Source organism: Archangium sp. (assembly GCF_057119385.1).
On the sequence record NZ_DBNGVP010000107.1, the window covers coordinates 1 to 22196 of the forward strand.

Sequence of the window (22196 nt, forward strand, 5' to 3'; positions counted from 1 at the left end):
TGCTCACCTTCTGAAGGGGCGGCCATGGGGTGGCTCACCAACGTTCTCATCGAAAACAAGACGTTTGAAAATGAGCGGTTGGAATTAACAGACAAGGATTCGCTCTACTTCCTTGGACCCAACCTGACGCTGCGCAACTGTACTGTTGTCCTGAAAGTGCCCGCCAGACGCCTGCACGTCCTCGGCGCACGGTTCATCGACTGCACCTTCGAGGTGAAGCAGGAGTTGATCAACCACCAGGACTGGATAACGTCTTCACTCAAGGGCTGCCGGTTCAAGGGGCGGCTGTCGGGGTGTGACTTCGGGCACTGGCCCGAGTACGGCAAGGAGTCGGAGTACCAGTTGGGCTCCATCGAGGACTGAGACTTCTCCGAAGCCCGTCTGGATGGCTGCCGCTTCATGGGGTGTGACCCCCGGACCCTCCGCTTTCCCAAGTGGCCCTGCTTCACCTTCCTGGACCCCAGCGGCCGGGCTCCCGAGCTACGTCGCGGCAAGTGGCCCGGTCTGTTTGGCAGTGTCGTCGTGGACGAGCTCCACGACCAGCCGCCGTCCACGGTGGTGCTAACGAAGTACGCTCCCGCCGTCGCGAAGAAGCTCGAAACCACCCCGGAAGAGCTCAGGGCCGTCATCGAGCAGTTCGACTGTTTCGTCTACTGACGCGCGCCGCCGCCCTACTTCTTGCGAGGCATCATGGCCACGCCGCCGGGCATGTCCGCGTGCGGCACCGCGAGGCACACGTCGTCCCGGCCCCTCGCCTTCGCCGCGTACATGGCGAAGTCCGCCGCCCGCACCAGGTCCACCGACGACAGCGCGTGCTCCGGATACGTCGCCACCCCGAGGCTCGCCGTCAGCTGCAAGTCGAGCCCCGCCGCCTCCTGGAAACGCCGGTTGCGGAAGGTGTCGCGGATGCGCATGGCGCTCGTCATCGCCCCGTCCGTGCCCGTCTCCACCAGCAGCAGGGCGAACTCGTCCCCGCCGTAGCGGAACACGTAGTCCAGCTGCCGGCAGCAGGAGACGAGCAGCTCGCCCACCTCCTTGAGCACCGCGCTGCCCACCAGGTGGCCATGCGCGTCGTTGATGGACTTGAAGCGGTCCAGGTCCAGGAAGATGAGCGACACCGGGTGGTGGAAGCGCTGCGAGCGCCGGACCTCGTGCTCCAGCTGCGCCCGCAGGTGCCGGGCGTTGTACACGCCCGTGTGCTCGTCGGTGATGGTGAGCTCCTGCACCCGCCGGAAGTTGCGCGCGTTCTCGATGGCGATGGCCGCGAAGTCCGAGATGGCCGTCAGCGCCATCAGGTCATCCTGCGTGAAGGGCCGATCCGTGGCCCCGTTCACCAGCTCGATGACGCCCAGCACCCGGCCGCGGGCGATGAGGGGCACCGCCACGATGGAGCGGGTCCGGAAGGCCGAGACCTCATCGAAGCGGGAGGCGAACAGCGGGTCGCGCGTCACGTCCTCCACCAGCCGGGCCGTGCCCGTGGAGAAGACCGCCCCGGCGATGCCCTCGCCCGGGGTCAGCTGCAGCCCCTTGAGGAGCTCCGCCCCCTCCCCCACGGCGATCTCGAAGTAGAGCTTGCCCGTGCGCTCGTCCTGGAGCAGCAGGGACCAGTTGCGGGGCCTGAGCAGGCTGCGCACCTTCTCCATCATCAGGTTCAGCACCTCGCGCAGCTCGAGCGTCGAGGTCAGAGCCTTCGCGATGTCGTTGTAGGCGGCCAACTGCTCCACCGTGCGCGTCATGGCCGCGAGCAGGTCCGCGGGATTCATCCAGGGTCCACTCCAGGGCGCAGTTCTGCTAGAGGCGAGCCGTAACATGCACACCTCAGTGGGTCAAACCCGGCTCGTTCTCGCGTCCGCTTCGCCGCGGCGGCGCGAGCTCCTCGGCCAGCTCGGACTGGCTTTCGACGTGTCCGCGGCGGACATCAACGAAACCCCCCACCAGGGCGAGGCCGCCACAGCCTACGTGCTGAGGCTGGCCCGCGAAAAGGCCCGAACGGTCGCCACCCGGAATCCGGGTTCCTGGGTGTTGGCCGCCGACACCACCGTCGTCCTCGGGGAGGAGCTGCTCGGCAAGCCCCACGACGAGGCCGAGGTCCGCGACATGATGCGTCGACTGTCGGGTAGGGCACACGAGGTCCAGACCGGCGTGGCGCTCGCCGGCCCCGGGGGCGAGCACTCCGGCGAGCATCCCGGCGAGCACTACACGGTGGTCCGCACCCGCGTCACCTTCCGGCCCCTGAGCGAGGGCGAGATCGCCTGGTACGCCAGCACCGGCGAGTCCCTGGACAAGGCCGGTGGCTACGCCATCCAGGGCAAGGGCGGCTTCCTCGTGGCGGGCATCGAGGGCAGCCCCACCAACGTCATCGGCCTGCCGCTGGGCGAGACGCTGGAGCTGCTCGCCCGGGCCGGCGTCCCCCTTCCCTGGAGCAAGCCATGAGTGAAGTCGCCGAGCGGTTGGAGCGGATTCGGGCCCGGGTGGCCGCGGCCTGTGCCCGCGCGGGCCGGGAGCCCGGCTCCGTCACCCTGGTGGCCGTGTCCAAGCTGAAGCCCGCGGCCCTCATCCGCGAGGCGTACGCGGCGGGCCAGCGCGACTTCGGGGAGAACTACGCGCAGGAGCTGCGGGACAAGGCCGCGGAGCTGGCCGGCCTCGAGGGCCTGCGCTGGCACGCCATCGGGCCGCTGCAGACGAACAAGGTGAAGTACGTGGCCAAGGCCGCCCTCTCCTTCCACGCGCTGGACCGGCTGGAGGTGGCCCAGGAACTGTCGCGCCGCCGGCAGGACTCGCCCATCCCCTGCTACGTGGAGGTGAACGTGGGCGGCGAGGCCAGCAAGAGCGGGCTGGCCCCCGAGGCGCTCGGGCCCTTCCTGGAGTCCGCGCGCGCACTGCCGGGGCTGCACATCGAGGGCCTCATGTCCCTGCCCCCGCCCACCGAGGATGAGCAGGTGGCCCGGGGTTACTTCCGCACCCTCCGGGAGCTGGCCCGCCAGCACGGGCTGACGGGCCTGTCCATGGGCACCACCCACGACTTCGAGCTGGCCATCGAGGAAGGGGCCACCCTGGTGCGCGTGGGCACCGCCATCTTCGGCGAGCGCACCTGAGCGCGGGGGCCCCCACCCGGGGCTCACCGCCCGCTCACACTTCCTTGAACTTGAAGCGGCCGTTGTCCTGGGCCTTCACCAGGAACTCGCAGCCGCAATAGTTGCAGAGCAACTCCTGGCCGTCCGCGAGCGCCTCCTCGAGCGGGTTGTTGGCGTTGCACTCGGGGCAGTCGAAGTCCTTACGGCCGTTCTTCGAGCCCGAGTCCTTCTCGTCCTCGTCCTCGTAGTAGTCCAGCGGCATCGCGTCCCTCCTGGGCCGGGCTCGGGCTCCACGCCGGCCGGGCTCGGCCCAGGCTAGCAGCCTCGCGGGGGGAAGGGCTCCTCCACTCCACCGGACGGGGGCTCGGGCCTGGCCGCATGCTGTCCTACCGGCTCCCTCATGCCCCCCACACCGGCATGCACAAGCGGGGGAATTCTGCGGTTGAATGGGCCACCCCGCCATTCGTCCATGAGCAGGCAGTCGGAGAAGCGCGGCTGGCGGTGCGGTTGGCACCCCGGCCAGCGGCTGCCTACCTTGCCAGGAGCCATTGATGCGCATGCAGTCCAAGGGAATGTTCACCGGGATGCTGTTGAGCCTCCTGATGTCGGGGGCTGCCCTCGCCCAGGGTGGGACGTCGTCCGCCTTCGGCCCCGGTGAGCAGGCGCGCTACCGCATCCAGTACCTCGGAGTCACGGCGGGCTCGGCGCAGGTGACGGTGGGCGCCCCCATGAAGCAGTGGGGCAAGGAAGTCTGGCCCATCGTGTCGCTGGCGAAGTCGGAAGCCATCACGGGCGTGTGGCCCGTGAAGGACAAGTACGTCTCCTACTGGGACTTCGGCACGCAGCGGGTGTTGGGCTCGGACATGCACGAGGACCAGAACAACAAGCGCCGCCGCGTGCGCGTGAAGCTGGCCGAGGACGGCAAGAGCGCCCAGGTGGTGAAGCAGAAGGAGGGCGAGACGCCCCGCGAGTCCTCCCATGAGCTGCCAGAGGGCACGCTCGACGTGGCGGGGGCCACCTTCGCGCTGCGCAACCGCGTGCTGGAGGTGGGCCAGGAGTACGCCTACCCCGTCTTCACCGGCTCGAAGAGCTTCATGATGAAGGCGAAGGTGGAGGCCCGCGAGACGCTGGACACGGCCGTGGGCAAGCAGGACGTGTTCCGCATGCGCGTGTACACGGAGTTCTCCGGCAAGCTGGCCTCCAAGCGCGACATGGTGGCCTGGTTCACCGCGGACGCGCGCCACCTGCCGGTGCGCATCGAGGCGGAGCTCGTCCTGGGCTCGCTCGTGGCGGAGCTGACGGAGTACCAGCAGGGGAAGATCATCGCGTCGGCCACGGCGACGGCGCGGAACGGAACGTAGAGCGGCCAGAGGCCGCGGAGGGGGGGAACATGGGGGCGGGTTGGGCGATGGGGTGGCTGCTCGCGGAGATGCTGACCGCGGCGCCCGAACCTCGAGTGGTCTCCGCGCTGGAGAAGGTGCGGCCCGGCGTCGAGCTGAAGGGAGAGAAGGAAGCCCGGTTGAGCCTCGCGCGCGGTGAGTGCGAGGCCGCCCAGGTGGTGCTCCCCCCGGGCAGCGCGAAGCTGAAGGTGAAGCCGCTGGCCCTGCGCGGACCCGAGGGCAAGACGTTGGAAGCCTCGGTGTGGCGCGAGGCGTACCTGGACGTGAAGACGCCCTCCAACTCCCAGGGCCGTACGGGGTTGTGGCCGGACCCGCTGGTACCGGTGGAGTCCTCGCCCGGGCCGGAGGGAGCGCCCCACGTCCTCTACGTGGAGCTGTGCGCTCCGGAGTCCCAGGCGCCGGGCACGTACCAGGGCGCGCTGCTCGTGGAGGCCGGAGGCAAGGCGTTGGCGCCCGTGCCCTTCACCGCGGAGGTGCAGCCCTTCGTGCTGCCCGCCACGTCCTCGCTGCCCAACAGCTTCGGCATCTCGCTCTACAGCATCTCCAAGGCGCACGGGCTGAAGCCCGAGTCTCCCGAGGCCCGCGCGCTGCTGCGCGACTACGTGAGCACCCTGCTGGCCCACCGCGTCAGCGCCCACGGCATGAGCATGGAGGCGCCGCCGGTGCGCTTCGAGGGCGGCAAGGCGGTGGTGGACTTCAGCGCGTACGACGCGGAGATGGCCCCCTTCCTGGAGGGCACCGCGCTGGACTCGGGGGCCCGCTTCACCACCGCCGACGTGCGCGACAGCAAGGCGGCCCGCACCGACGCGGAGAAGTCCGCGTACTACCGCGCCTTCGCCGAGCACTTCCGCCAGAAGGGCTGGAAGGCCCGCCTCTTCTTCTACGCCAAGGACGAGCCCAGGCCCGAGGAAGTGGCCCTCGTCCGCACCCAGGCCCTGCGGGTCCGCGCGGCGAAACAGGACGTGCCCGTGCTCGTCACCGCCCCGCTGGATGACGCGCTGCGTGGCTCGGCGGACATCCTCGCGCCCACGCTCAACTGCTTCTTCCCGCGCCCCGGGCCCCAGACGTGCCGCAACGTCGTCCCGTTGCAGACGCTGCGCGGCAAGCTCGATCCCCACGTGAAGGTGTGGTGGTACCAGAGCTGCAACTCGCACGGCTGCAACGGCGGGCCCGCCCCGGACGCCGCCGCCGAGAAGGCCTACAGCGGCTGGGCCTCGTACATGGTGGACCACCCCACCCCGCTCAACCGCGCCATGGGCCCGCTGGCCTTCCTCTCCGGCGTGGACGGCGAGCTCTATTTCGACACCGTCTTCGCCTACAACACCAAGAAGGACCCCTGGACGGACGTCTTCGAGTTCGGCGGCAACGGCGACGGCACCCTCTTCTACCCGGGCACTCCGGCCCGGCCGGGCTTCTCCCGCCACCAGCCCGTGGTCTCCCTGCGCCTCAAGAGCATCCGCGATGGGCTCGAGGACTACGAGTACCTGCGGCTGCTGGAATCGCTCGGGGAGCAGACGTTCGCACGGGAGGCCGCGCGGCGGCTCACCCGCTCGGGCTATGAAGTGGAGACGGAGGCCCGGCAGTGGGAGCAGGTACGCCGGGAGATGACCCTCCGCTTGAGGAAACGCTGGGAAGCGTCCGAATATGCGAAGCGTTCGGGCGTCCGTCCCAAGTGAATTGGAGACGTCTCACCTGGAATCAAGGATGACCGCCATGCGCACCGCCCTCGCAGCCCTCCTGTTCAGCTTCTCCTCCGCGGCCTGGGCGCAGCTGCCCGACGCGGATGGGCCCGAGGACACCAAGGCTCCCGCCACTCCGGCCCAGGCTCCGGCCGCCCCCGCCCCCGTGCCCGCGTGCGCCCAGCGCCTGCCCACCCTGCGCTCTCCGCTCTCCTTCGCTCCGGGCGAGGAGCTCGAGTTCGACCTCGACGCCATGGGCGCCACCGCCGGCAAGATGGTCATGTCCGTGCAGAAGAAGCAGGACGGCTCGCTGCCGGTGCAGATCAAGGTCCAGACCAACTCCTTCTTCTCCAAGGTGCGCCGGGTGAACGCCACCGCGATGAGCTACATGCACCCGAAGACGCTGCGGCCCTCGCGCTACACCGAGGAGGCCACGGAGAACGAGCAGCACCGCACCGTGGACGTGGCCTTCAACTCCAAGGAGCGCAGCGTCCGCATCGACTACGTCGTGAAGGGCAAGCCGGGCCGCAGCAACTACGCCTACGAGCACGAGGGCATGGACGTGGCCGGCGCCATCTACATGATGCGCCAGCTGCCCCTGAAGGAGGGCATGCCCGTGTGCTTCGACGTCTACGGCGTGCGCCGCATGTGGCGCATGTCCGCCAGCGTGGTGAAGCGCGAGCACGTGTCGCTGCCGCTCGGCGAGTTCGACGCCTGGCACCTGGCCGGCACCGCCGTGCGCCTGGACAACCCCAAGATGCAGCGCGAGGTCCACGTGTGGATTACCGACGATGACCGCCGGCTGCCGCTCGCGGCCGTGGGCACCATCGACCTGGGGGCCGTGCGCGCCACCCTCACCTCGTACTCCCGCCCGGGCGAGAAGGCCAGACAGGCCCAGGGCAAGGAACAGCTCAAGTGGTAGTCGTCTGACGCATCAACCCCGCCGCCTGCGACAGCCGGCGGCGCACCCGCGTCACCACGTCCATCAGCAGCTCCAGCCGCTCCAGCACGCGCTGCTCGTCCCCCGCCTGCAGCATCCCCATCGGGGAGAGCGCGTCCGGATGGAGGGCCTCGAGCACGTCGGTGAAGTGCGCCTCGACATCTCCCAGCGCGTCGAGCCCCTCGCGCAGGTCGTCCTCCAGGAAGTCCAGGAGCACGGTGGAATCGGCACGCACGGGCAGCACGTGGCCGAGGTGCTCCATCGACTGGCGGAGCGGATCGGCCCCCGAGCGGCGCAGCGTCGCGGGAGCGGCAACGAGGGCGGCAGCGGGTGTTGTCATGTGCGACAAGCTACAGGCCGGTAGCAGGGGGTCAATTTTTCGCTCCCCTCCCGGCGTGGGGCGAAATGTCCCAGCGCCATTTCAGAGGGGCATTTCGCAACGCGAGGACGTGCGCTTTGCCAGCCTCGGAGGCATTGACGCACCACCCCACACAGGGAAGCGAGGGGCGGCACAGGCCTTGCTCAGCGGAGCAGAGCCACTGGCGCCGTGCACCACCTCCCCCGAGGAATCCCCGATGACGCCCCTGCTTGCCGAACCGGCCACGAGCTTCCCATGGGCCCCCTGAAGGAGCTGCACGCGGCCAGCGTCCCCTGCGCCGCGAACGAGAACGAAGCCGCCCCGTTGGACGAGGTGATGGAGTTCCTGCGCCTGTTGTGGGCCGTGGACCAGGGCCTGCGCTCCACCTCCAAGTTCATGGAGACCACCATGGGGCTGACGGGCCCGCAGCGGCTGGTGGTGCGGCTCGTGGGCCAGTACCCCGGCATCACCGCGGGCGGGCTCGCGGAGATCCTCCATGTGCACCCCAGCACGCTCACCGGCGTGATGAAGCGCCTGCAGAAGCGGGGCCTCGTCGAGCGCAGGTCGGATCCGCTCGACGCGCGCAAGGCACTCCTCTTCCTCACCGACGCGGGACGGGCGATGAATGTCCCCTCCGACGGCACGGTGGAGGCCGCCGTGAAGCGGGCGCTCTCCCGCGTGCCGAAAGCACGGCTGGAGTGCGCGCGGGACGTGCTCACCGCGCTCGCCGAGGAGCTGGGCGTCGGCAACGCCCCGCTCTCGTTGGACGATCATGGCGAGGGCGCGGCGCCTGGCGATGACACGGCCGGAGTCGTGGCGGCGGGACTCGTGCCCGCGTTGGGATTGGCGGGCACCAGGCCCGGTACCGAGCCGGCGCCCTGAGTCGTCGTCGGCGCCGTGGCGCCGGGCAGCGTGCCGGAGATGGGCTGGGAGTTGAGCGGCGGCGGTGAGGCGATGAGCGGCACCGCGGGCTGCGCGTTGAGCGGCTGGGGCCCGGCGACGAGCGGCACCGGCTGCTGCACGTTGAGCGGCTGCGGCGTGGCCACGAGCGGCACCGCGGGCGTCTGCACCTGCGCCGGGCTCGGCGTGCGAACCACCCCGGAGGCCACCCGGGTCCCCCCGAAGGCGAACTCCGGCCCGGCCACTCCGGGCACCAGCGGCACCACGGAGAAGGAGCCCTGGGTGGACAGGAAGGTGGACTGCCGCGGCGCCGTCGTCAGCGGCACGAAGCCGTTCAGCGTGGGCTGGGGCAGCTGGTCGCCGCTCTGCCGCGCGGGGTTGTTCTGGAAGGCCTCCGGGACGATGGGCGTCCGCTGGCCGGGGAACTGCGAGTCGAGCTGGCCGGGGGCCCCGGGCTCGTTCGCGTTGAGCGCCACGCGCCCCGGCAGCTCCGGCGTCACGAAGGCATCCGGGACGATGGGCGTGGTCGAGAACCCGGGTGACACCACATCCGGCTGATTGGGGTTCTGCGTGGCGGGCGAGACGCGGCCCGCGTCCAGGAAGGGCTCCAGGAGCGCGCCCTGCTGGGTCGCGGGTCCCGGCAGCGTGGTATCGGCCACCCGCGCCAGGCCCTGGGTCCTCGCCGGATCCGACAGGCCATCCACCGCCCCGAGCTGGGCCTGCACGGCGGCCTGGGCCCGCGGGTTCCCGAACGAAGTCTGCCCGGCCCCGAAAGGAGTCTGGCCGACGCCAAACTGGGTCTGCCCGGCCCCGAACTGGCTCTGCCCCGTCCCCGCCCCACCGGAGCCCCCCACGCCCTGCTGCTGTGACAGGGCGCTGTTGGGAACGGCCCCCAGGGAGGCGCCCCCCGGCACGGGCGAGTTCGGAGGCGCCACCCCGGCGACATTCCCCGCCGTGGGGATCGCCGCCACCGCGGGCACGTCCCGGCCATTCACGGTGATGGCCACGTTGTCGAAGTCGAACTGGATGAAGCCCCGGGGCTCGGCCTCGCGAGGCAGGTTCCACGCCAGCACGGTCAGCTCGGTGTCCCCCGGACGCGCCACGGGCAGGGTCCGGAACGTCTCGTCGTCCGCGTGCGCCCCCTGGTCCAGCGCGGCGGCATGGATGAGGGCCGCGTCCGTGAGCAGCTGCCCGTTGCGCCACACGCGCCCGATGCCCCACAGCGCCGCCGCCGCGTGCACCCGCGACGTGTGGGCGAAGCCGAGCGCCGCCCCGCCGTGCATGTCCTGGCCGAGCACCACCCCGCCCGCGATGGGCTGGGCCGGCGCTCCCGGCAAGGGCCCCATCACGGGCTTCGAGGCCAGGGCCTGGGCCGGCGGGAAGCCCACCTGGTCCAGCTCCACCCGGTACGTGTCCCCGGCGATATCGAAGGTGGCCACCAGGCTGCCGGAATCCCCGTAGGTGGCCCGCGGGTCCGCGATGCGGTCCCGCACGGACAGCTCGGCCCGGCCGGTGCCCCGCTCGAAGAGGTCCGTGAAGGGGGTGGTGCCCTGTGTGAAGAAACCGACGTTGCCCGTCGTCCGCGCGGACACTTCGGGCCCATCGAAACGGAAGCCCCCCGGACTGGCCGCGAGCAGCCCGGTGAGCACGAAGCTGGAGAGGAATCCCGCCATCGACGCTGCCTCCTCCAGGGAGGGTAGGCAGCGGAGGCGGTGGTGGGTGACCCCAAGCGGCCGGGCGGACGAGCGCCCGCCCCGCCCGCTAGATGAGGCCCCGAGCGCGGCGGATCTGCTCCACCGTCTTGTTGTACTCGATGTCGAACGCGCTGGTTCCCTCCTGCAGGTGCTTCAGGCGGGAGCGCGCCTCCTTGTCGATCTCGTCATCCACGTCCAGGTGCTTCTTCATCACCACGTGGATCTTCTGCCGAAGCACGTTGTCGGCGGCATACACCTCCTCGACATTGCGGCTGATGAGGAGGAACTCGATCATCTGGTTGATGACGTATTCGATGCCCTCGTCGCCCATCTTGAAGCCGCGAACGTCGGCCATCTCACGCTTCACCTGGTTGAACTTCGAGTAGTCGTAGCCCCGGCGCTCCAGGGCCTCGCGCGTCGCCTGATTCACGCGCTCCTCGTTCGCCAGGTACTCCCGCATGATGGCGGACAGGTCCATCTCGGCATCAGCCACGCGCATCGGCTCTACCTCGATATCCCCGTCCTGCATCAGCCTCTGGACGACCTCCCGGGAGATGATCGGAATCACCTTCGGATAGAGCCTCATATCGGTCCCTCGCCCCTTGAAGACGTCTCGACTGGACGTGTCCGCTATAAATCAGCGCCAAGCCCAGCCGCAATGAAAAACCCCAGGAACATCGCGGATTCAGCGCACTTTGCGCACCCGCTTTCGACCGGAAATTAATCACGGCGAGCCGGGTGGCGACCCTTCTTCTGACTTTTCGTCCACCAGGGCACCCGCATCCGCCAGGGAGGCTTCGCGGATGGGATCCTCCGAGTCCTCCTCGGGGTGGCCATGGAGGGCGGCGTGAACCCGCTCGGCCAGGGTGGGCCCGAGCACCTCGGCCAGCTCCTCGATGGTGGCCTCGCGCACCCGCTTGAGGGAGCCGAACTGGCGCAGCAGCAGCTTCTTGCGCGTCTCCCCCACCCCTGGAATCTCCTCCAGGACGGAGTGGAAGTTGCCCTTGCGCATGGACTTCTGTTGGAAGGTGATCGCGAAGCGGTGGGCCTCGTCGCGCAGGCGGGCGAGCAGGTACAGCTCCGCCGAGTTCTGCCGCAGGACGATGGGATCCTTGCGGTGGGGGATGAAGACGCGCTCGGGGCTGCGGGCGCTCTCCTCGTCGCGGTCGTGCACTTCCAGGTCCCGGCTCTTGGCCAGCGAGATGATGTCCACGCCCTCCACCCCCAGGTCCTTGGCGGCGGCGAGCGCGCTGGCGAGCTGGCCCTTGCCACCGTCGATGACCAACAGATCGGGCATGTCCCCCTCCTCCTGGCCGCGTTTGAGCCGGCGGGAGATGACCTCGTGCATGCTGGCGAAGTCGTCCTGCGTCTCCAGCGTCTTGATGCGGTAGCGGCGGTAGCGCGACTTGTCGATCTCCCCGTCCGTGGCGGCCACCTGGGAGGCGACGATGCTGGAGCCCTGGAAGTGCGAGATGTCGAAGCACTCCACGCGGCGCGGCAGGTTGCGCAGGTGGAGCCGCTCCTTCAGGCGGTAGAGCACCGCCTCGGTCTCGTCCTTGGTGCGGCGGCGCTCGATGACGGCCTGCTCGGCGTTCTTCTGCGCCATGTCCACCAGGTCCCGCTTCTCGCCGCGCTTGGGCACCATGACGCGCACCCGCTCGCCCTTGCGCTCGGTGAGCAGCGCCTCGAGGCCCTCGCGCTCCTCGATGTCCAGCGGGAGGAGCACCTCCTCGGGGACGAAGTTGCCCTGGTCGTAATAGAGGTTGACGAAGGAGGGCAGCAGCTCCTCGTCGGGGAACTCCTGGCTGCCGAGCGGGAAGGCCTGGCCGCCGTTGAGCCGGCCCTGGCGCACATAGAGGACGTAGACGAGCAGCCGATCCCCCTCGCGGTGGGAGGCGAAGACGTCCTGGTCCTTGAAGTCGGTGGTGGCCACCTTCTGGCGCTCGAGGCTGCGCTCGATGGCGAGCAGCTGGTCGCGGATGCGCGCGGCCTCCTCGAACTTGAGCTCACCGGCGGCCTGCTTCATGCGCGAGCGCAGCCCGTCCACCAGCTCTCCGGCCTTGCCCTCGAGGAAGAGGACCACCTCGTCCACGCTCTTGCGGTAGTGCTGCTCGGGGACGGGGTAGACGCAGGGCGCGGGGCAGCGGCCGATCTGATGCAGGAGACAGGGCCGCTTGCGGTTGGCGAGCACGTGGTCCGTGCAGGTGCGCAGGTGGAAGTAGCGGTTGATGATGCGCAGCGTCTCGCGGATGGCGCTGGCGCTGGAGTACGGGCCGAAGTAGCGCGCGCCGTCCTTCTCGTACTTCCGCACCACCTCCAGGCGGGGATAGGCCTGGGTCCGGTCGAGCCGCAGCGAGATGTACTGCTTGTCGTCCTTGAGGAGGACGTTGAAGCGCGGCTTGTGCTTCTTGATGAGCTCGTTCTCGAGGAGGAGGGCTTCCTTCTCGTTGTGGACGAGCACCGTCTCGATGTCGCCGAGGAACTGATCGAGCAGCGAGACGAAGGCGCGCGTGTCCCCGGTACGGGTGAAGTAGGAGCGCACGCGGTTGCGCAGGTTGATCGCCTTGCCCACGTAGATGATTTCTCCGCGGCGGTCCTTCATCAGGTACACGCCGGGCTCGGTGGGCAGCGACTCCAGCTTGGCTTCGAGCTTCGCGTCCATACGGAATCAGCGGCTCTTCCTCGGTCCGATGCCCGTCTTGCCGTGAGGCGGGCCTCCCCCACCCTTGCCTCCGCGCCGGCCCTTGGGACCGGGCGTGCCGGGCTTCCTCTCGTCGGCGGGCTTCGGCGGGGCCTTGAGCAGCATGCGGCTGGGCGGCTTGAGTCCCAGCTCCATGTCCTTGAGCAGGACGATGCGGTCGCGGATCTCCGCGGCCTTCTCGAACTGCATCTCGTCGGCGTAGTGCTGCATGTCCTGGGTGAACTCGCCGATGAGGCGCTTGATCTCCTTGGGCTCCAGCACGTCGTTGGCCGAATCGGCGGCCATGGGCAGCGCGGACGGATCCGCGTCGTAGAGGTGCTCGGACAGGTCGAGGATGTGGCTCTTGACCGCCTTGGGCGTGATCCCGTGCTGCGCGTTGTAGGCGCGCTGCACCTCGCGGCGGCGGTTGGTCTCCTCGATGGCGAGCTTCATCGAGTCCGTCAGCGACTCGGCGTACATGATGACGCGGCCGTTGAGGTTGCGGGCGGCGCGGCCGATGGTCTGGATGAGGGACACGTGGCTGCGCAGGAAGCCCTCCTTGTCCGCGTCGAAGATGGCCACCAGGGACACCTCGGGGATGTCGAGGCCCTCGCGCAGCAGGTTGATGCCCACGAGCACGTCGAACTCGCCCTTGCGCAGGTCCCGGATGATGGCGGTGCGCTCGATGGCGCCGATGTCCGAGTGCAGGTAGCGGACCTTGATGCCCACCTCGGTGAGGTACTCGGTGAGGTCCTCCGCCATGCGCTTGGTGAGGGTGGTGACGAGGACGCGCTCCTGCTTCGCCACGCGCGTGCGCACCTCCTCCAGCATGTCATCCACCTGGTTGCGCGCCGGGCGGACCTCCACCTCGGGATCCGTCAGGCCCGTGGGGCGGATGATCTGCTCCACCACCACGCCCTTGGACTTCTGCAGCTCGTACTCGGCGGGAGTGGCCGAGACGAACACGGCCTGCTGCACCATGTCCTCGAACTCGGTGAACTTGAGCGGACGGTTGTCGAGGGCGCTGGGCAGGCGGAAGCCGTGCGACACCAGCGTCTCCTTGCGCGAGCGGTCCCCGCGGTACATGGCGCCGATCTGCGGCACCGTCTGGTGGCTCTCGTCGATGAGCACCAGCATGTTGCGCGGGAAGTAGTCCAGCAGGCACGGGGGCGGCTCGTTGGGGAGCCGGCCCGAGAAGTGCCGCGAGTAGTTCTCGATGCCGTTGCAGTACCCCACCTGCTCGATCATCTCGAGGTCGTACATCGTGCGCTGCTCCAGCCGCTGGGCCTCGAGCAGCTTGCCCTCGCGCTTGAACTCCTGGAGGCGCTCGGACAGCTCGTCGCGGATCGTCTGAAGCGCGCTCTTCCGGGTGTCCACCTGGGTGACGTAGTGGCTCGCGGGGAAGATGACGACCTTGTCCAGCGCGCCCAGCGTCTCGCCGCGCAGCGGGTCGAACTCGGTGATCTTCTCCACCTCGTCGCCGAAGAAGCTGACGCGTACGGCGCGCTCCTCCTCGTAGGCGGGGAACACTTCCACGGTGTCGCCGCGGGCGCGGAAGGTTCCGCGGTGGAAGTCGAGATCGTTGCGCTCGTACTGGCTCTCCACCAGCTTGCGGATGAAGCTGTCGCGGCCCAGCTCGGCGCCCACGTTCACGGTGACGGCCATGTCCACGTACGAGCGCGCGGTACCGAGGCCGTAGATGCAGGACACGCTGGCCACGATGAGCACGTCGTCGCGCGTGCGCAGCGAGTGCGTGGCCGAGTGGCGCATGCGCTCGATCTCATCGTTCACGGAGGAGTCCTTCTCGATGAAGGTGTCCGTGGTGGGGATGTACGCCTCGGGCTGGTAGTAGTCGAAGTACGAGACGAAGTACTCGATGGCGTTGTTGGGGAAGAGGGCCTTGAACTCCCCGTAGAGCTGGGCGGCGAGCGTCTTGTTGTGCGCGATGAGCAGGGTGGGACGCTTCACGTTGGCGATGACGTTCGCCATGGTGAACGTCTTGCCCGAACCCGTGACGCCCAGCAGCGTCTGGTAGCGATCCCCGCGCAGCACGGCCTCGGTGAGCTCACCGATGGCGCGCGGTTGGTCGCCCTGGGGCTTGTAGTCGCTGACGAGTTGGAACTCAGGCATGGCTCGGAGGTTTAACACCCGAAGTGCGGGGATGCCGGTTCCAAATCGTCGCTCCGCCCACGACAGGACGGAGCGGGAGCTACTTCGCTCCCTCGCTCCTCAGGGCTTCGAGCGCCTGGAGCCGGGGAGCCTCGAACTCGTCGCCCTTGTTCCAGCGGGGCAGCTCGCGCGTCCGGGCCACGTGGGCCCCGAGGAGGAAGAAGAGCCGCACGTCCTCCACCGCGCCGGAGAAGTCCCAGTCCGGGCCCAGCTCGTCCGAGGGCTGGTGGTAGTGCAGGGCCTCCCACTTCTCGCGGCGCTCCTTGCCCCACCCGGGCGGCCGGCCGATGAAGTCCATGCCGCTGCTGAAGTAGGCGGCGGGGATGCCCAGCCGGGCGAAGTTGTACTGGTCCGAGCGGTAGAAGAAGCCCCGGTCCGGCAACTGGTCCGCCTTGATGGTGCGCCCCTGCGCCCGGGCCAGCGCCGTCAGGGGTGCGTCCAGCGAGGACTTGCCCAGGCCGATGACCGTCACGTCCCGCGTGCGTCCGTGGATGTTGAGCCCGTCGATGTTGATGTTGGCCGCCACGCGTCCCGGGGGCACGGGCAGGTGCCCGGCGAGGTACTGCGAGCCCAGCAGCCCCTGCTCCTCGGCCGCCACCGCCGCGAAGAGGATGGAGCGCGGCGGTGCCTTGGGCAGCACGGTGAAGGCCTCGGCCGCCTCGAGCATGGCCGCCACGCCGGACGCGTTGTCCACAGCTCCGTTGTAGATGGCGTCCTCGCCCGGCTTCGGGTCGTCCTTCATGCCCAGGTGATCATGGTGCGCCGTGTAGAGCACCACTTCCCTGGAGAGCGTGGGGTCGCTCCCCGGCAGCAGGCCCAGCACGTTCGCCGTGGGACGGCGGCGCACCTGGTTGGCGAAGCGCGTGGACACCTTCACCCCCAGCGGCACCGGGTGGAAGTCCCGGCTCCGGGCCGCCGTGCGCAGCGAGTCCAGGTCCTTGTCCGACAGCCGCAGCACCCGGCGCGTGGCCTCGTCCGTCGTCCAGGCCTTCATCTGCAGGCGCGGCGTGTCCTCCGAGGCCGGCAGCTCGAACTGCTCGCCCGACCAGGACGTCTGCACCACCTGCCACGCGTACCCCGCGCTCGGCGTGGTGTGCAGGAGGATGGCCCCCGCCGCCCCCACCTTCGCGGCCTGCTCGTACTTGTAGTCCCACCGGCCGTAGCGCAGCCGCGCCTTGCCTCCGAAGAGCTTCGGGTCGTCCTCCGGATCGTTGTTCAGGATGAGGAGCGTCTTGCCCCTCAGGTCCATCCCCTTGAAGTCGTCCCACTGGTACTCGGGCGCCTGGATGCCGTAGCCCACGAACACCAGCTCCGAGTCCTGCAGCACCGCCTCCGCCGCCTGCACCCCCGAGCTCGCGATGAAGTCGTCGTGGAACCGCAGCTCCGTGCGCTCCGTGGCGTTGCTGAAGGTCAGCGTCTCGGGGTGGCCCGTCATCCCCACCAGCTCGAAGGGTTGCAGGTAGCTGCCGTGGGGACCCGCGGGCTTCAGCCCCAGGAGCTGGAACTGGGTCGCGATGTAGTGCTGGGCGAGGGCGTCACCGCGCGTGCCAGGACCCCGGCCCTCGAGGAGATCCGCGGCCAGGAAGCCCACGTGGGCCCGGAGGTCTCCGGCCTCGATGCTCTGCGCGGCGGCCTTCTCCGCCGCCGTGGTGAGCTGGGCCCGGGCGGCGAGCGGCAGGAGGATCAGGGCGGCGTGGAGCACCAGCATTCGCTTCATGGCTCGTGTGCCCCTACCACGACCTGACCGCTGGAGCGGGGAGGTTCTTCGCCCGGATGGTTGAACGGCGGACCCTGCCCTGCCCGTGCCTCGGACACAGCTCTTACTTGAATTCCAAATATTGGATAATAATGTAGACTTCCCGTCATAACAGAACCGTGGGGAGTTTCCGATGAAACGAGACCTGGCCCGCCGCCCTGCATCGCTCTTGCTCAGTGGGTTGTTGCTGCTCGCGGCCTGTGGAGTCAGCTCCGAGGCGGAGGTGACTCCAGCCGGAGAGCCGCTGGGCACCCGGGAGGCGGCGATCTGCTCCGGTACGAGCGTTTCCACCCTGAGCCTCGCGGGCATCAGCACGTACCAGGGGGAGATGGCGGGGGCGGGGGACTGGGCGGTCACCTATCCCGCCAACGCGGTGCGCCTGGAGTACTACGTCGACGGGACGCTGATCGGCACGGCCGAGCGCTGCAACGCCTCGGGTGGACTGAGCTCCTGCACCGGCTCGGGGAGCTGGAGCTTCAGCCTGGCGGGGGTGTCGTGCGGCGCCCACACGTTCCAGATCAAGGCCTACCCCATGACCATCAGCAGCGCGGGGGATCGCGAGACGTGCTGGAGCAATGTCCGGGTGCTCACCCAGACGGTGGGCGAGAACTGCACCGCCAAGGCCGCCACCACCACCTCCCACTTCTCGGTGGCGCGGGATGGGGAGAACAACCTCTGGGCCTGGGGCGACAACTGGGCGGGCCAGTTCGGGGATGGGACGACGACCACCACTCGCAAGGTGCCGGCGAAGATGCCGGGCATCAGCAACGTCAAGGAAGTCAGCCTGGGCTTCTACCACACGGTGGCACTGAAGCATGACGGCACCGTCTGGACCTGGGGCTACAACGGCTCCGGCCAGCTCGGGGATGGGACGACCACCACCCGCAACACGCCGGGGATCGTGCCAGGGCTCAGCGGCATCGTCGCCATTGCCGCCGGTGGCAGTTTCAATCTGGCGCTGAAGAATGACGGCACCGTCTGGTCCTGGGGCGACAACTGGACGGGCCCGCTCGGAGATGGGACGGAGATCACCCGCCTGTCGCCGGTGCGGGTGGTGGGACTCACCGGCGTCACGGCCTTGGCCGCTGGCATCAATCACTCCGTGGCACTGAGGAATGACGGCACCGTCTGGGCCTGGGGCCGCAACATGGCAGGAGAGCTCGGAGACGGAACGGCCACCGTGCGCACCACGCCGGTGCGGGCGCAGGGTCTCACCGGGGTCGTCTCCATCGCCGCGAGCTACTGGCAGACGATGGCGGTGAAGAGTGACGGCACCGGCTGGGTCTGGGGCCGCAACTGGGCGGGCCAGGTCGGGGACGGGACGAACACCGATCGTTACACGCCGGTGCAGGTCCTCAGCGGCGTCAAGGCCATGAGTGGCGGCTTTGGCCACACGGTGGCGGTGCGGAATGACGGCACCGTCTGGACCTGGGGCGACAACAGCCAGGGCCAGCTGGGCAATGGGACGACGACCGGCCGCAATGTGCCGGGGCAGGTACCAGGCATGAGCGGGGTCTCCACCGTGGCCACGGGCAGCAACGCCGTCTACAACACGGTGGTGGTGAAGAACGACGGCTCCGTCTGGGCCTGGGGCAGCGACAACACGTCGAGCTCGGGCGTCCTCGGTGACGGCGTGAGCAGCAAGAGCTTGACGCCGGTGCGGGTGTTGAACCTCGGCCCGTAGGAGCGCCGGGCCCGGGTTCATCCCCCGGGCCCGTGAGGGGCTCTTGCTCCGCGGTGGGGAGGGTTGAAGGGTGGGCCCTCCTCGCTCCCGCACTACGCCTGCGGAGCCACCTTCCACACGGTGCCCGCCGCCGTGTCCAGGATCTCCACCCCCAGGCCCTTGAGCTCCTCGCGCAGCCGGTCTCCCTCCGCGAAGTTCTTCGCCTTGCGGGCCTCGTTGCGCGCCTGGATGAGCGACTCCACCTTCGCCACGTCGATGCCCCGCTCCTTCACCGCCCGGTCGCGCCGCCTCAGCAGCCACTGCGCCGGCTCGTCCTCGAACAGGCCCAGCACCTTCGACACCTTGCGCACGTCCTCACGCAGCGCCTGCAGCGTGCGCCCCACCTGCGCCTTGTCCTTCACCGGCGGCTTGTCCGTCAGCTCGTTCATCTGCGCGAACAGCCCCGACAACGCCCCCAGCGCTCCCGCCGTGTTGAAGTCGTCGTCCATCTGCGACTCGAACTCGGTGAGGAACCTGCCCGGCTCGCCGTACAACGGACCCTTGCCGAAGTCCTTCCCGCCCACGCGCTCGTCCACCTTGCGCAGCGTCTCGTAGAAGTACTCCATCCGCTGCTCCGCGTCCGCCAGCCCCTTGTCCGCGAAGTTCAGCGGGTGCCGGTAGTGCGTCCCCACGAAGAAGAAACGCAGCGCCTCCGGGTCCACCTTCCCCAGCGCGTCCCTCAGCCGCACCACGTTCCCCAGCGACTTGGACATCTTCGCGCCCTCGAGGTCGAGGAAGCCGCAGTGCATCCAGTAGCGCGCGAACGTCTTCCCGCTCGCGCCCTCGCTCTGGGCAATCTCGTTCTCGTGGTGCGGGAAGATCAGATCCAACCCGCCTCCGTGGATGTCGAACGTCTCCCCGAGGTACTTCGCGCTCATCGCCGAGCACTCGATGTGCCAGCCCGGCCGGCCCTTGCCCCACGGGCTGTCCCACGCCGGCTCCCCCGGCTTCGCCGCCTTCCACAGCGCGAAGTCCAGCGGCTCGTGCTTCTGCTCGCCCGGCTGCACCCGCTCCCCCGCGCACAGGTCGTCCAGGTTGCGCTTGGACAGCTTCGCGTACTCCGGGTAGCGCCTCACCGAGAAGTACACGTCCCCCTGCGACTCGTACGCCAGGCCCTTGTCCACCAGCTTGCCGATGATCCCGATGATCTCCGCCAGGTGATCGCTCACCTTCGGCGAGACGTCCGGCTCCAGCAGGTGCAGCGCCCGGGCGTCCTCCCGGAAGGCCTCCACGAAGCGCGCCGCCAGCACCACCGGCTCCTCGCCCGTCTCGTGCGCCGCCTTGATGATCTTGTCGTCCACGTCCGTGTAGTTGCGGACGTACTTCACCTCGAAGCCCCGGTAGCGCAGGTAGCGCACCACCACGTCGAACGAGGTGAACGTCCTCGCGTTGCCGATGTGGACGTAGCTGTAGACCGTCGGGCCGCAGACGTAGACCCCCAGCTTGCCCGGCACCGCCGGCTCCAGGGACTCCTTCTGCATCGTCATCGTGTTGAAGAGGCGAATCGATGCTGCGGCCACGTGCGATAACCTCCGCTGGTCCATTCCAGGGTTGGAAAGCCGGACTCTAGGACTTCCCCACGTCCCGGACCACAAATGCCTGACAGTGTGAGACAACTCTGATGCCCCGTGGGCACTCCAGGCCGCCGAAAAAGGACTATCCTTCCCCTCCCCTGCCCGCCCCCATCTCCGTCCGCCGTCGAATCTGGGAGAATGCGCCCCCATGAGTCCTCCCAATCCCAAGCGCCCGCCCCGCGCACCCCGCCCCCCGGGGGAGTCGGCCTCGCGCCAGGAGCCGGAGGTCGAGCTCCCCTTCGACGATGACGAGGTGGCCCCCCTCCAGGCGGACGACCCTCGCCCCCAGCGCGTCCCCCAGTTCCCCGCCGGCCCCCGCCGCCGCCCCCGCCGCGGCCCCAGCGGCGCCCCCCGCGAGGGCCGCGACCGCGAGCTGCCCGCCCGCTTCGACTCCGGCGAGTACGAGGACCCCGGCCATACCCCCGCCTTCCTCTACGTCGAGCGCGGCCCCGGCGTCGGCCAGCTGCTCCCCGTCAAGCAGGGCGTCCTCGTGCTCGGCCGCGCCTCCACCTCGGACCTGCGCCTGCAGCACCCCTCCATCAGCCGCCGCCACGCCCAGCTCACCCGCCGCGGCGACCGCCTCACCCTCAAGGACCTCGGCAGCCAGAACGGCACCTACGTCAACCGCACCCGCCTCTCCGGCGAGGTGGAGCTCCGCTCCGGGGATGAGCTCGCCCTCGGCAATGCCATCCTCCAGCTCCGGGGGCCCGGGCCCGCGCCCGCGCGCCCTCGGGCCTCCTCCAGCCGGGCGGGCTCGTCTCTCCGGGTGGGGCTCGGCTCCCGCCGCATCCTCCTGCTCGCCGTCGCCACCGGCGCCCTCGTGGCCGTGTTCCTCACGCTCGCCGCCCTGCGCTTCGCGCGCATGGGCCTCGCGCCGGATTCAGCCGGGGACGTGGAGTCCGGGCAGGTGGCCGAGGCTCCCGCGGAGGCCGCTCCCGAGCCGGAGACCGGGGCCGAGCCGGTCGAGGTGGCTCCCGCCGTCGAGGAGGCGCCCCCCGAGCCCGTGCAGCCCGCTCCGGTGCCCGCGGCTCCGGCCGCGAAGGTGCGGTCCGGGGCGCGGCCGATCAGTGCCCAGTCCATCGCCGAGGGGTCCAAGCCCCGGGAGACCGGGAGGGTGAAGGCGTCGAGTGGCAAGGCCTCCGTGAAGCCCGCTTCCGTTGCGCCTCAGGCAGAGCTCGTCTCCGACGAGGACGCCGAAACCGAGGCCCTCTCCCTCTACGAGGCCGGCAAGGTCGACTCCGCCCTCACCCTCGCCCGGCGCGCCCAGCTGGAGGGCCTGGCCTCGACGCTCGCTCGCTTCCAGGAAGAGTGGCGCGCGGGCAATGCCGCTCTCACCAGCGGCGATCCGGCCTCCGCCATCCCTCATCTCTCCGCCGCTCTCGAGCTCGATCAGCGGATTTCCAAGGGCTGGGGCTCTCTCGCGCCACGGATTCGCAAGGCACTCGCTCAGGCGCAGACGCAGGCGGGGAACAAGCCGTAGACCCTGCACGGGCTCAACCATGGGCCCGGATACCCTCACCCCGTCCCTCTCCCGGGGGGAGAGGGGAAATTGTGTTCTCTCGGGTGATGGGGCTCAGGTGGGTCTTCTCTTCAGGCCCCGGAGCAGCAGCGCGGCGTTTCCGAGCAGGAACAGCACCAGGACCAGTGCCGCCAACAACACCCCCTTGTCCCCTCCCGGCCTCTCCCCTTCCACCACCAGCCACAACCGCCCGTCCCTCGGCTGCACCTCCCCCATCTCCCTCAGCAGCTTGAAGCCCTCCCGGTAGCGCTCCCCGTCCTCCTCCGCCAACAGCCGCCCCCTCACCCCGAAAGGCCGGGAGTCCGGCCTCGGCGGCACCCGCCCCGGAGCCCACTCCTCTCCCGGCAAGGCCCTCCGGCGCACCAGGAACGGGGACTCCCGCAGCCCCACCACCACGTAGACGTCCTCTCCCTCCCGCCCGTACGCCCCTCGCAGCGTCGGCACCCCGTGCAGCTGCACGTAGCGGTTGGATTCCAGGACGTCGTACCGGTACTCCCCCTCCGCCCCCAGCGTCAGCGGCGTGCGCGAGGAGAAGAAGTACGCCACGTCCTTCCACATCAGCCCCAGCAACACCCCGCCCACCACCAGCGCCAAGACCGCCACCGGCGCCTTCACCCCCACCCCACGCCGCTGGATTCGCTCCTCCAGCTCCGCGATGCGCCGGTCCCGCTCCTCCTGAAGCTCCGAGTCACTGGACATAGATGGACATGAAAAAACCCCGGCCCCCACC

18 protein-coding genes and 1 pseudogene are annotated in these 22196 nt (G+C 69.5%); 9 read left to right on the forward strand and 10 right to left on the reverse strand.

Annotated features, from left to right (window positions below; genetic code table 11):
* Positions 1-24 precede the first annotated feature (24 nt).
* Positions 25-657: pseudogene (locus AC16DP_RS26225) on the forward strand (hypothetical protein).
* A 14-nt stretch (positions 658-671) separates the two neighbouring features.
* On the opposite strand, the gene AC16DP_RS26230 reads toward AC16DP_RS26225, so the two are convergent.
* On the reverse strand, positions 672-1763 hold the full coding sequence (locus tag AC16DP_RS26230) for a GGDEF domain-containing protein (protein WP_329727511.1): 1092 nt from the start codon (positions 1761-1763) through the stop codon (positions 672-674).
* A 46-nt stretch (positions 1764-1809) separates the two neighbouring features.
* On the opposite strand from AC16DP_RS26230, the gene AC16DP_RS26235 reads away from it, so the two are divergent.
* Both AC16DP_RS26235 and AC16DP_RS26240 read left to right on the forward strand, forming a co-directional pair.
* Positions 1810-2433, forward strand: coding sequence for a Maf family protein (locus AC16DP_RS26235; protein WP_329727512.1), 624 nt, complete (start codon positions 1810-1812; stop codon positions 2431-2433).
* On the forward strand, positions 2430-3095 hold the full coding sequence (locus AC16DP_RS26240; RefSeq protein WP_329727513.1) for a YggS family pyridoxal phosphate-dependent enzyme: 666 nt from the start codon (positions 2430-2432) through the stop codon (positions 3093-3095). The genes AC16DP_RS26235 and AC16DP_RS26240 overlap by 4 nt, the downstream gene beginning before the upstream one ends.
* Positions 3096-3129: 34 nt before the next feature.
* Here the strand turns inward: AC16DP_RS26240 and AC16DP_RS26245 are convergent, their stop codons facing one another.
* Positions 3130-3336 (reverse strand): hypothetical protein, encoded by a 207-nt coding sequence (locus AC16DP_RS26245; RefSeq protein ID WP_047859028.1) that lies wholly within the window; start codon positions 3334-3336, stop codon positions 3130-3132.
* A gap of 289 nt (positions 3337-3625) precedes the next feature.
* On the opposite strand from AC16DP_RS26245, the gene AC16DP_RS26250 reads away from it, so the two are divergent.
* Genes AC16DP_RS26250 through AC16DP_RS26260 form a run of 3 tightly spaced genes read left to right on the forward strand, consistent with a single transcriptional unit; the run spans position 3626 to position 7075 of the window.
* The gene (locus tag AC16DP_RS26250) at positions 3626-4435 is read left to right on the forward strand and encodes a DUF3108 domain-containing protein (protein WP_329727514.1); all 810 of its coding nucleotides are present in this window, start codon (positions 3626-3628) and stop codon (positions 4433-4435) included.
* A gap of 29 nt (positions 4436-4464) precedes the next feature.
* Positions 4465-6150 carry a DUF4091 domain-containing protein gene (locus AC16DP_RS26255; RefSeq protein ID WP_329727515.1) on the forward strand — a complete coding sequence of 562 codons (1686 nt, stop codon included), beginning with the start codon at positions 4465-4467 and terminating at the stop codon, positions 6148-6150.
* Positions 6151-6178: 28 nt separating this feature from the next.
* A complete protein-coding gene (locus AC16DP_RS26260; RefSeq protein ID WP_329727516.1) occupies positions 6179-7075 on the forward strand; it encodes a DUF3108 domain-containing protein in 897 nt (298 codons plus the stop codon).
* On the opposite strand, the gene AC16DP_RS26265 is transcribed toward AC16DP_RS26260, so the two are convergent.
* A complete protein-coding gene (locus tag AC16DP_RS26265; protein ID WP_329727517.1) occupies positions 7065-7433 on the reverse strand; it encodes a hypothetical protein in 369 nt (122 codons plus the stop codon). The two genes, AC16DP_RS26260 and AC16DP_RS26265, sit on opposite strands and share 11 nt — an antisense overlap.
* A gap of 273 nt (positions 7434-7706) precedes the next feature.
* On the opposite strand from AC16DP_RS26265, the gene AC16DP_RS26270 reads away from it, so the two are divergent.
* Positions 7707-8333: a MarR family winged helix-turn-helix transcriptional regulator gene (locus AC16DP_RS26270; protein ID WP_329727518.1), complete on the forward strand. Its 627-nt coding sequence runs from the start codon at positions 7707-7709 to the stop codon at positions 8331-8333.
* Here the strand turns inward: AC16DP_RS26270 and AC16DP_RS26275 are convergent.
* The 5 genes from AC16DP_RS26275 to AC16DP_RS26295 form a co-directional block, all read right to left on the reverse strand.
* On the reverse strand, positions 8222-10024 hold the full coding sequence (locus AC16DP_RS26275; RefSeq protein ID WP_329727519.1) for a hypothetical protein: 1803 nt from the start codon (positions 10022-10024) through the stop codon (positions 8222-8224). The genes AC16DP_RS26270 and AC16DP_RS26275 overlap by 112 nt on opposite strands.
* Before the next feature lie 88 nt (positions 10025-10112).
* Entirely contained in the window at positions 10113-10631 is a 519-nt protein-coding gene (locus AC16DP_RS26280) for a DUF507 family protein (RefSeq protein ID WP_043403067.1), read from the reverse strand.
* 138 nt (positions 10632-10769) lie between these two features.
* On the reverse strand, positions 10770-12707 hold the full coding sequence (uvrC, locus tag AC16DP_RS26285; RefSeq protein WP_329727520.1) for an excinuclease ABC subunit UvrC: 1938 nt from the start codon (positions 12705-12707) through the stop codon (positions 10770-10772).
* 6 nt (positions 12708-12713) lie between these two features.
* Positions 12714-14855, reverse strand: coding sequence for an excinuclease ABC subunit UvrB (uvrB, locus tag AC16DP_RS26290; RefSeq protein WP_329727521.1), 2142 nt, complete (start codon positions 14853-14855; stop codon positions 12714-12716).
* A 79-nt stretch (positions 14856-14934) separates the two neighbouring features.
* Positions 14935-16611, reverse strand: coding sequence for a M20/M25/M40 family metallo-hydrolase (locus AC16DP_RS26295; protein WP_329727522.1), 1677 nt, complete (start codon positions 16609-16611; stop codon positions 14935-14937).
* 172 nt (positions 16612-16783) lie between these two features.
* Here AC16DP_RS26295 and AC16DP_RS26300 point away from each other — a divergent pair, with 172 nt between their 5' ends.
* A complete protein-coding gene (locus AC16DP_RS26300) occupies positions 16784-18334 on the forward strand; it encodes an RCC1 domain-containing protein (RefSeq protein ID WP_329727523.1) in 1551 nt (516 codons plus the stop codon).
* Between the two features lie 92 nt (positions 18335-18426).
* Here the strand turns inward: AC16DP_RS26300 and cysS are convergent, their stop codons facing one another.
* The gene (gene cysS, locus AC16DP_RS26305) at positions 18427-19893 is read right to left on the reverse strand and encodes a cysteine--tRNA ligase (RefSeq protein ID WP_422653092.1); all 1467 of its coding nucleotides are present in this window, start codon (positions 19891-19893) and stop codon (positions 18427-18429) included.
* Between the two features lie 202 nt (positions 19894-20095).
* Between cysS and AC16DP_RS26310 the strand changes: the two genes are divergently transcribed.
* On the forward strand, positions 20096-21427 hold the full coding sequence (locus AC16DP_RS26310) for an FHA domain-containing protein (RefSeq protein WP_329727525.1): 1332 nt from the start codon (positions 20096-20098) through the stop codon (positions 21425-21427).
* A gap of 93 nt (positions 21428-21520) precedes the next feature.
* Here AC16DP_RS26310 and AC16DP_RS26315 read toward each other — a convergent pair whose 3' ends face one another.
* A complete protein-coding gene (locus AC16DP_RS26315) occupies positions 21521-22165 on the reverse strand; it encodes a hypothetical protein (protein WP_329727526.1) in 645 nt (214 codons plus the stop codon).
* Between the last annotated feature and the right edge of the window lie 31 nt (positions 22166-22196).

Bases quoted from the DNA above. Each gene is read 5' to 3' on its own strand.
- AC16DP_RS26230 (WP_329727511.1), bottom strand. From the start codon at position 1,763: ATGAATCCCGCGGACCTGCTCGCGGCCATGACGCGCACGGTGGAGCAG.
- AC16DP_RS26235 (WP_329727512.1), top strand. From the start codon at position 1,810: ATGCACACCTCAGTGGGTCAAACCCGGCTCGTTCTCGCGTCCGCTTCG.
- AC16DP_RS26240 (WP_329727513.1), top strand. From the start codon at position 2,430: ATGAGTGAAGTCGCCGAGCGGTTGGAGCGGATTCGGGCCCGGGTGGCC.
- AC16DP_RS26245 (WP_047859028.1), bottom strand. From the start codon at position 3,336: ATGCCGCTGGACTACTACGAGGACGAGGACGAGAAGGACTCGGGCTCG.
- AC16DP_RS26250 (WP_329727514.1), top strand. From the start codon at position 3,626: ATGCGCATGCAGTCCAAGGGAATGTTCACCGGGATGCTGTTGAGCCTC.
- AC16DP_RS26255 (WP_329727515.1), top strand. From the start codon at position 4,465: ATGGGGGCGGGTTGGGCGATGGGGTGGCTGCTCGCGGAGATGCTGACC.
- AC16DP_RS26260 (WP_329727516.1), top strand. From the start codon at position 6,179: ATGACCGCCATGCGCACCGCCCTCGCAGCCCTCCTGTTCAGCTTCTCC.
- AC16DP_RS26265 (WP_329727517.1), bottom strand. From the start codon at position 7,433: ATGACAACACCCGCTGCCGCCCTCGTTGCCGCTCCCGCGACGCTGCGC.
- AC16DP_RS26270 (WP_329727518.1), top strand. From the start codon at position 7,707: ATGGGCCCCCTGAAGGAGCTGCACGCGGCCAGCGTCCCCTGCGCCGCG.
- AC16DP_RS26275 (WP_329727519.1), bottom strand. From the start codon at position 10,024: ATGGCGGGATTCCTCTCCAGCTTCGTGCTCACCGGGCTGCTCGCGGCC.
- AC16DP_RS26280 (WP_043403067.1), bottom strand. From the start codon at position 10,631: ATGAGGCTCTATCCGAAGGTGATTCCGATCATCTCCCGGGAGGTCGTC.
- uvrC (WP_329727520.1), bottom strand. From the start codon at position 12,707: ATGGACGCGAAGCTCGAAGCCAAGCTGGAGTCGCTGCCCACCGAGCCC.
- uvrB (WP_329727521.1), bottom strand. From the start codon at position 14,855: ATGCCTGAGTTCCAACTCGTCAGCGACTACAAGCCCCAGGGCGACCAA.
- AC16DP_RS26295 (WP_329727522.1), bottom strand. From the start codon at position 16,611: ATGAAGCGAATGCTGGTGCTCCACGCCGCCCTGATCCTCCTGCCGCTC.
- AC16DP_RS26300 (WP_329727523.1), top strand. From the start codon at position 16,784: ATGAAACGAGACCTGGCCCGCCGCCCTGCATCGCTCTTGCTCAGTGGG.
- AC16DP_RS26310 (WP_329727525.1), top strand. From the start codon at position 20,096: ATGAGTCCTCCCAATCCCAAGCGCCCGCCCCGCGCACCCCGCCCCCCG.
- AC16DP_RS26315 (WP_329727526.1), bottom strand. From the start codon at position 22,165: ATGTCCAGTGACTCGGAGCTTCAGGAGGAGCGGGACCGGCGCATCGCG.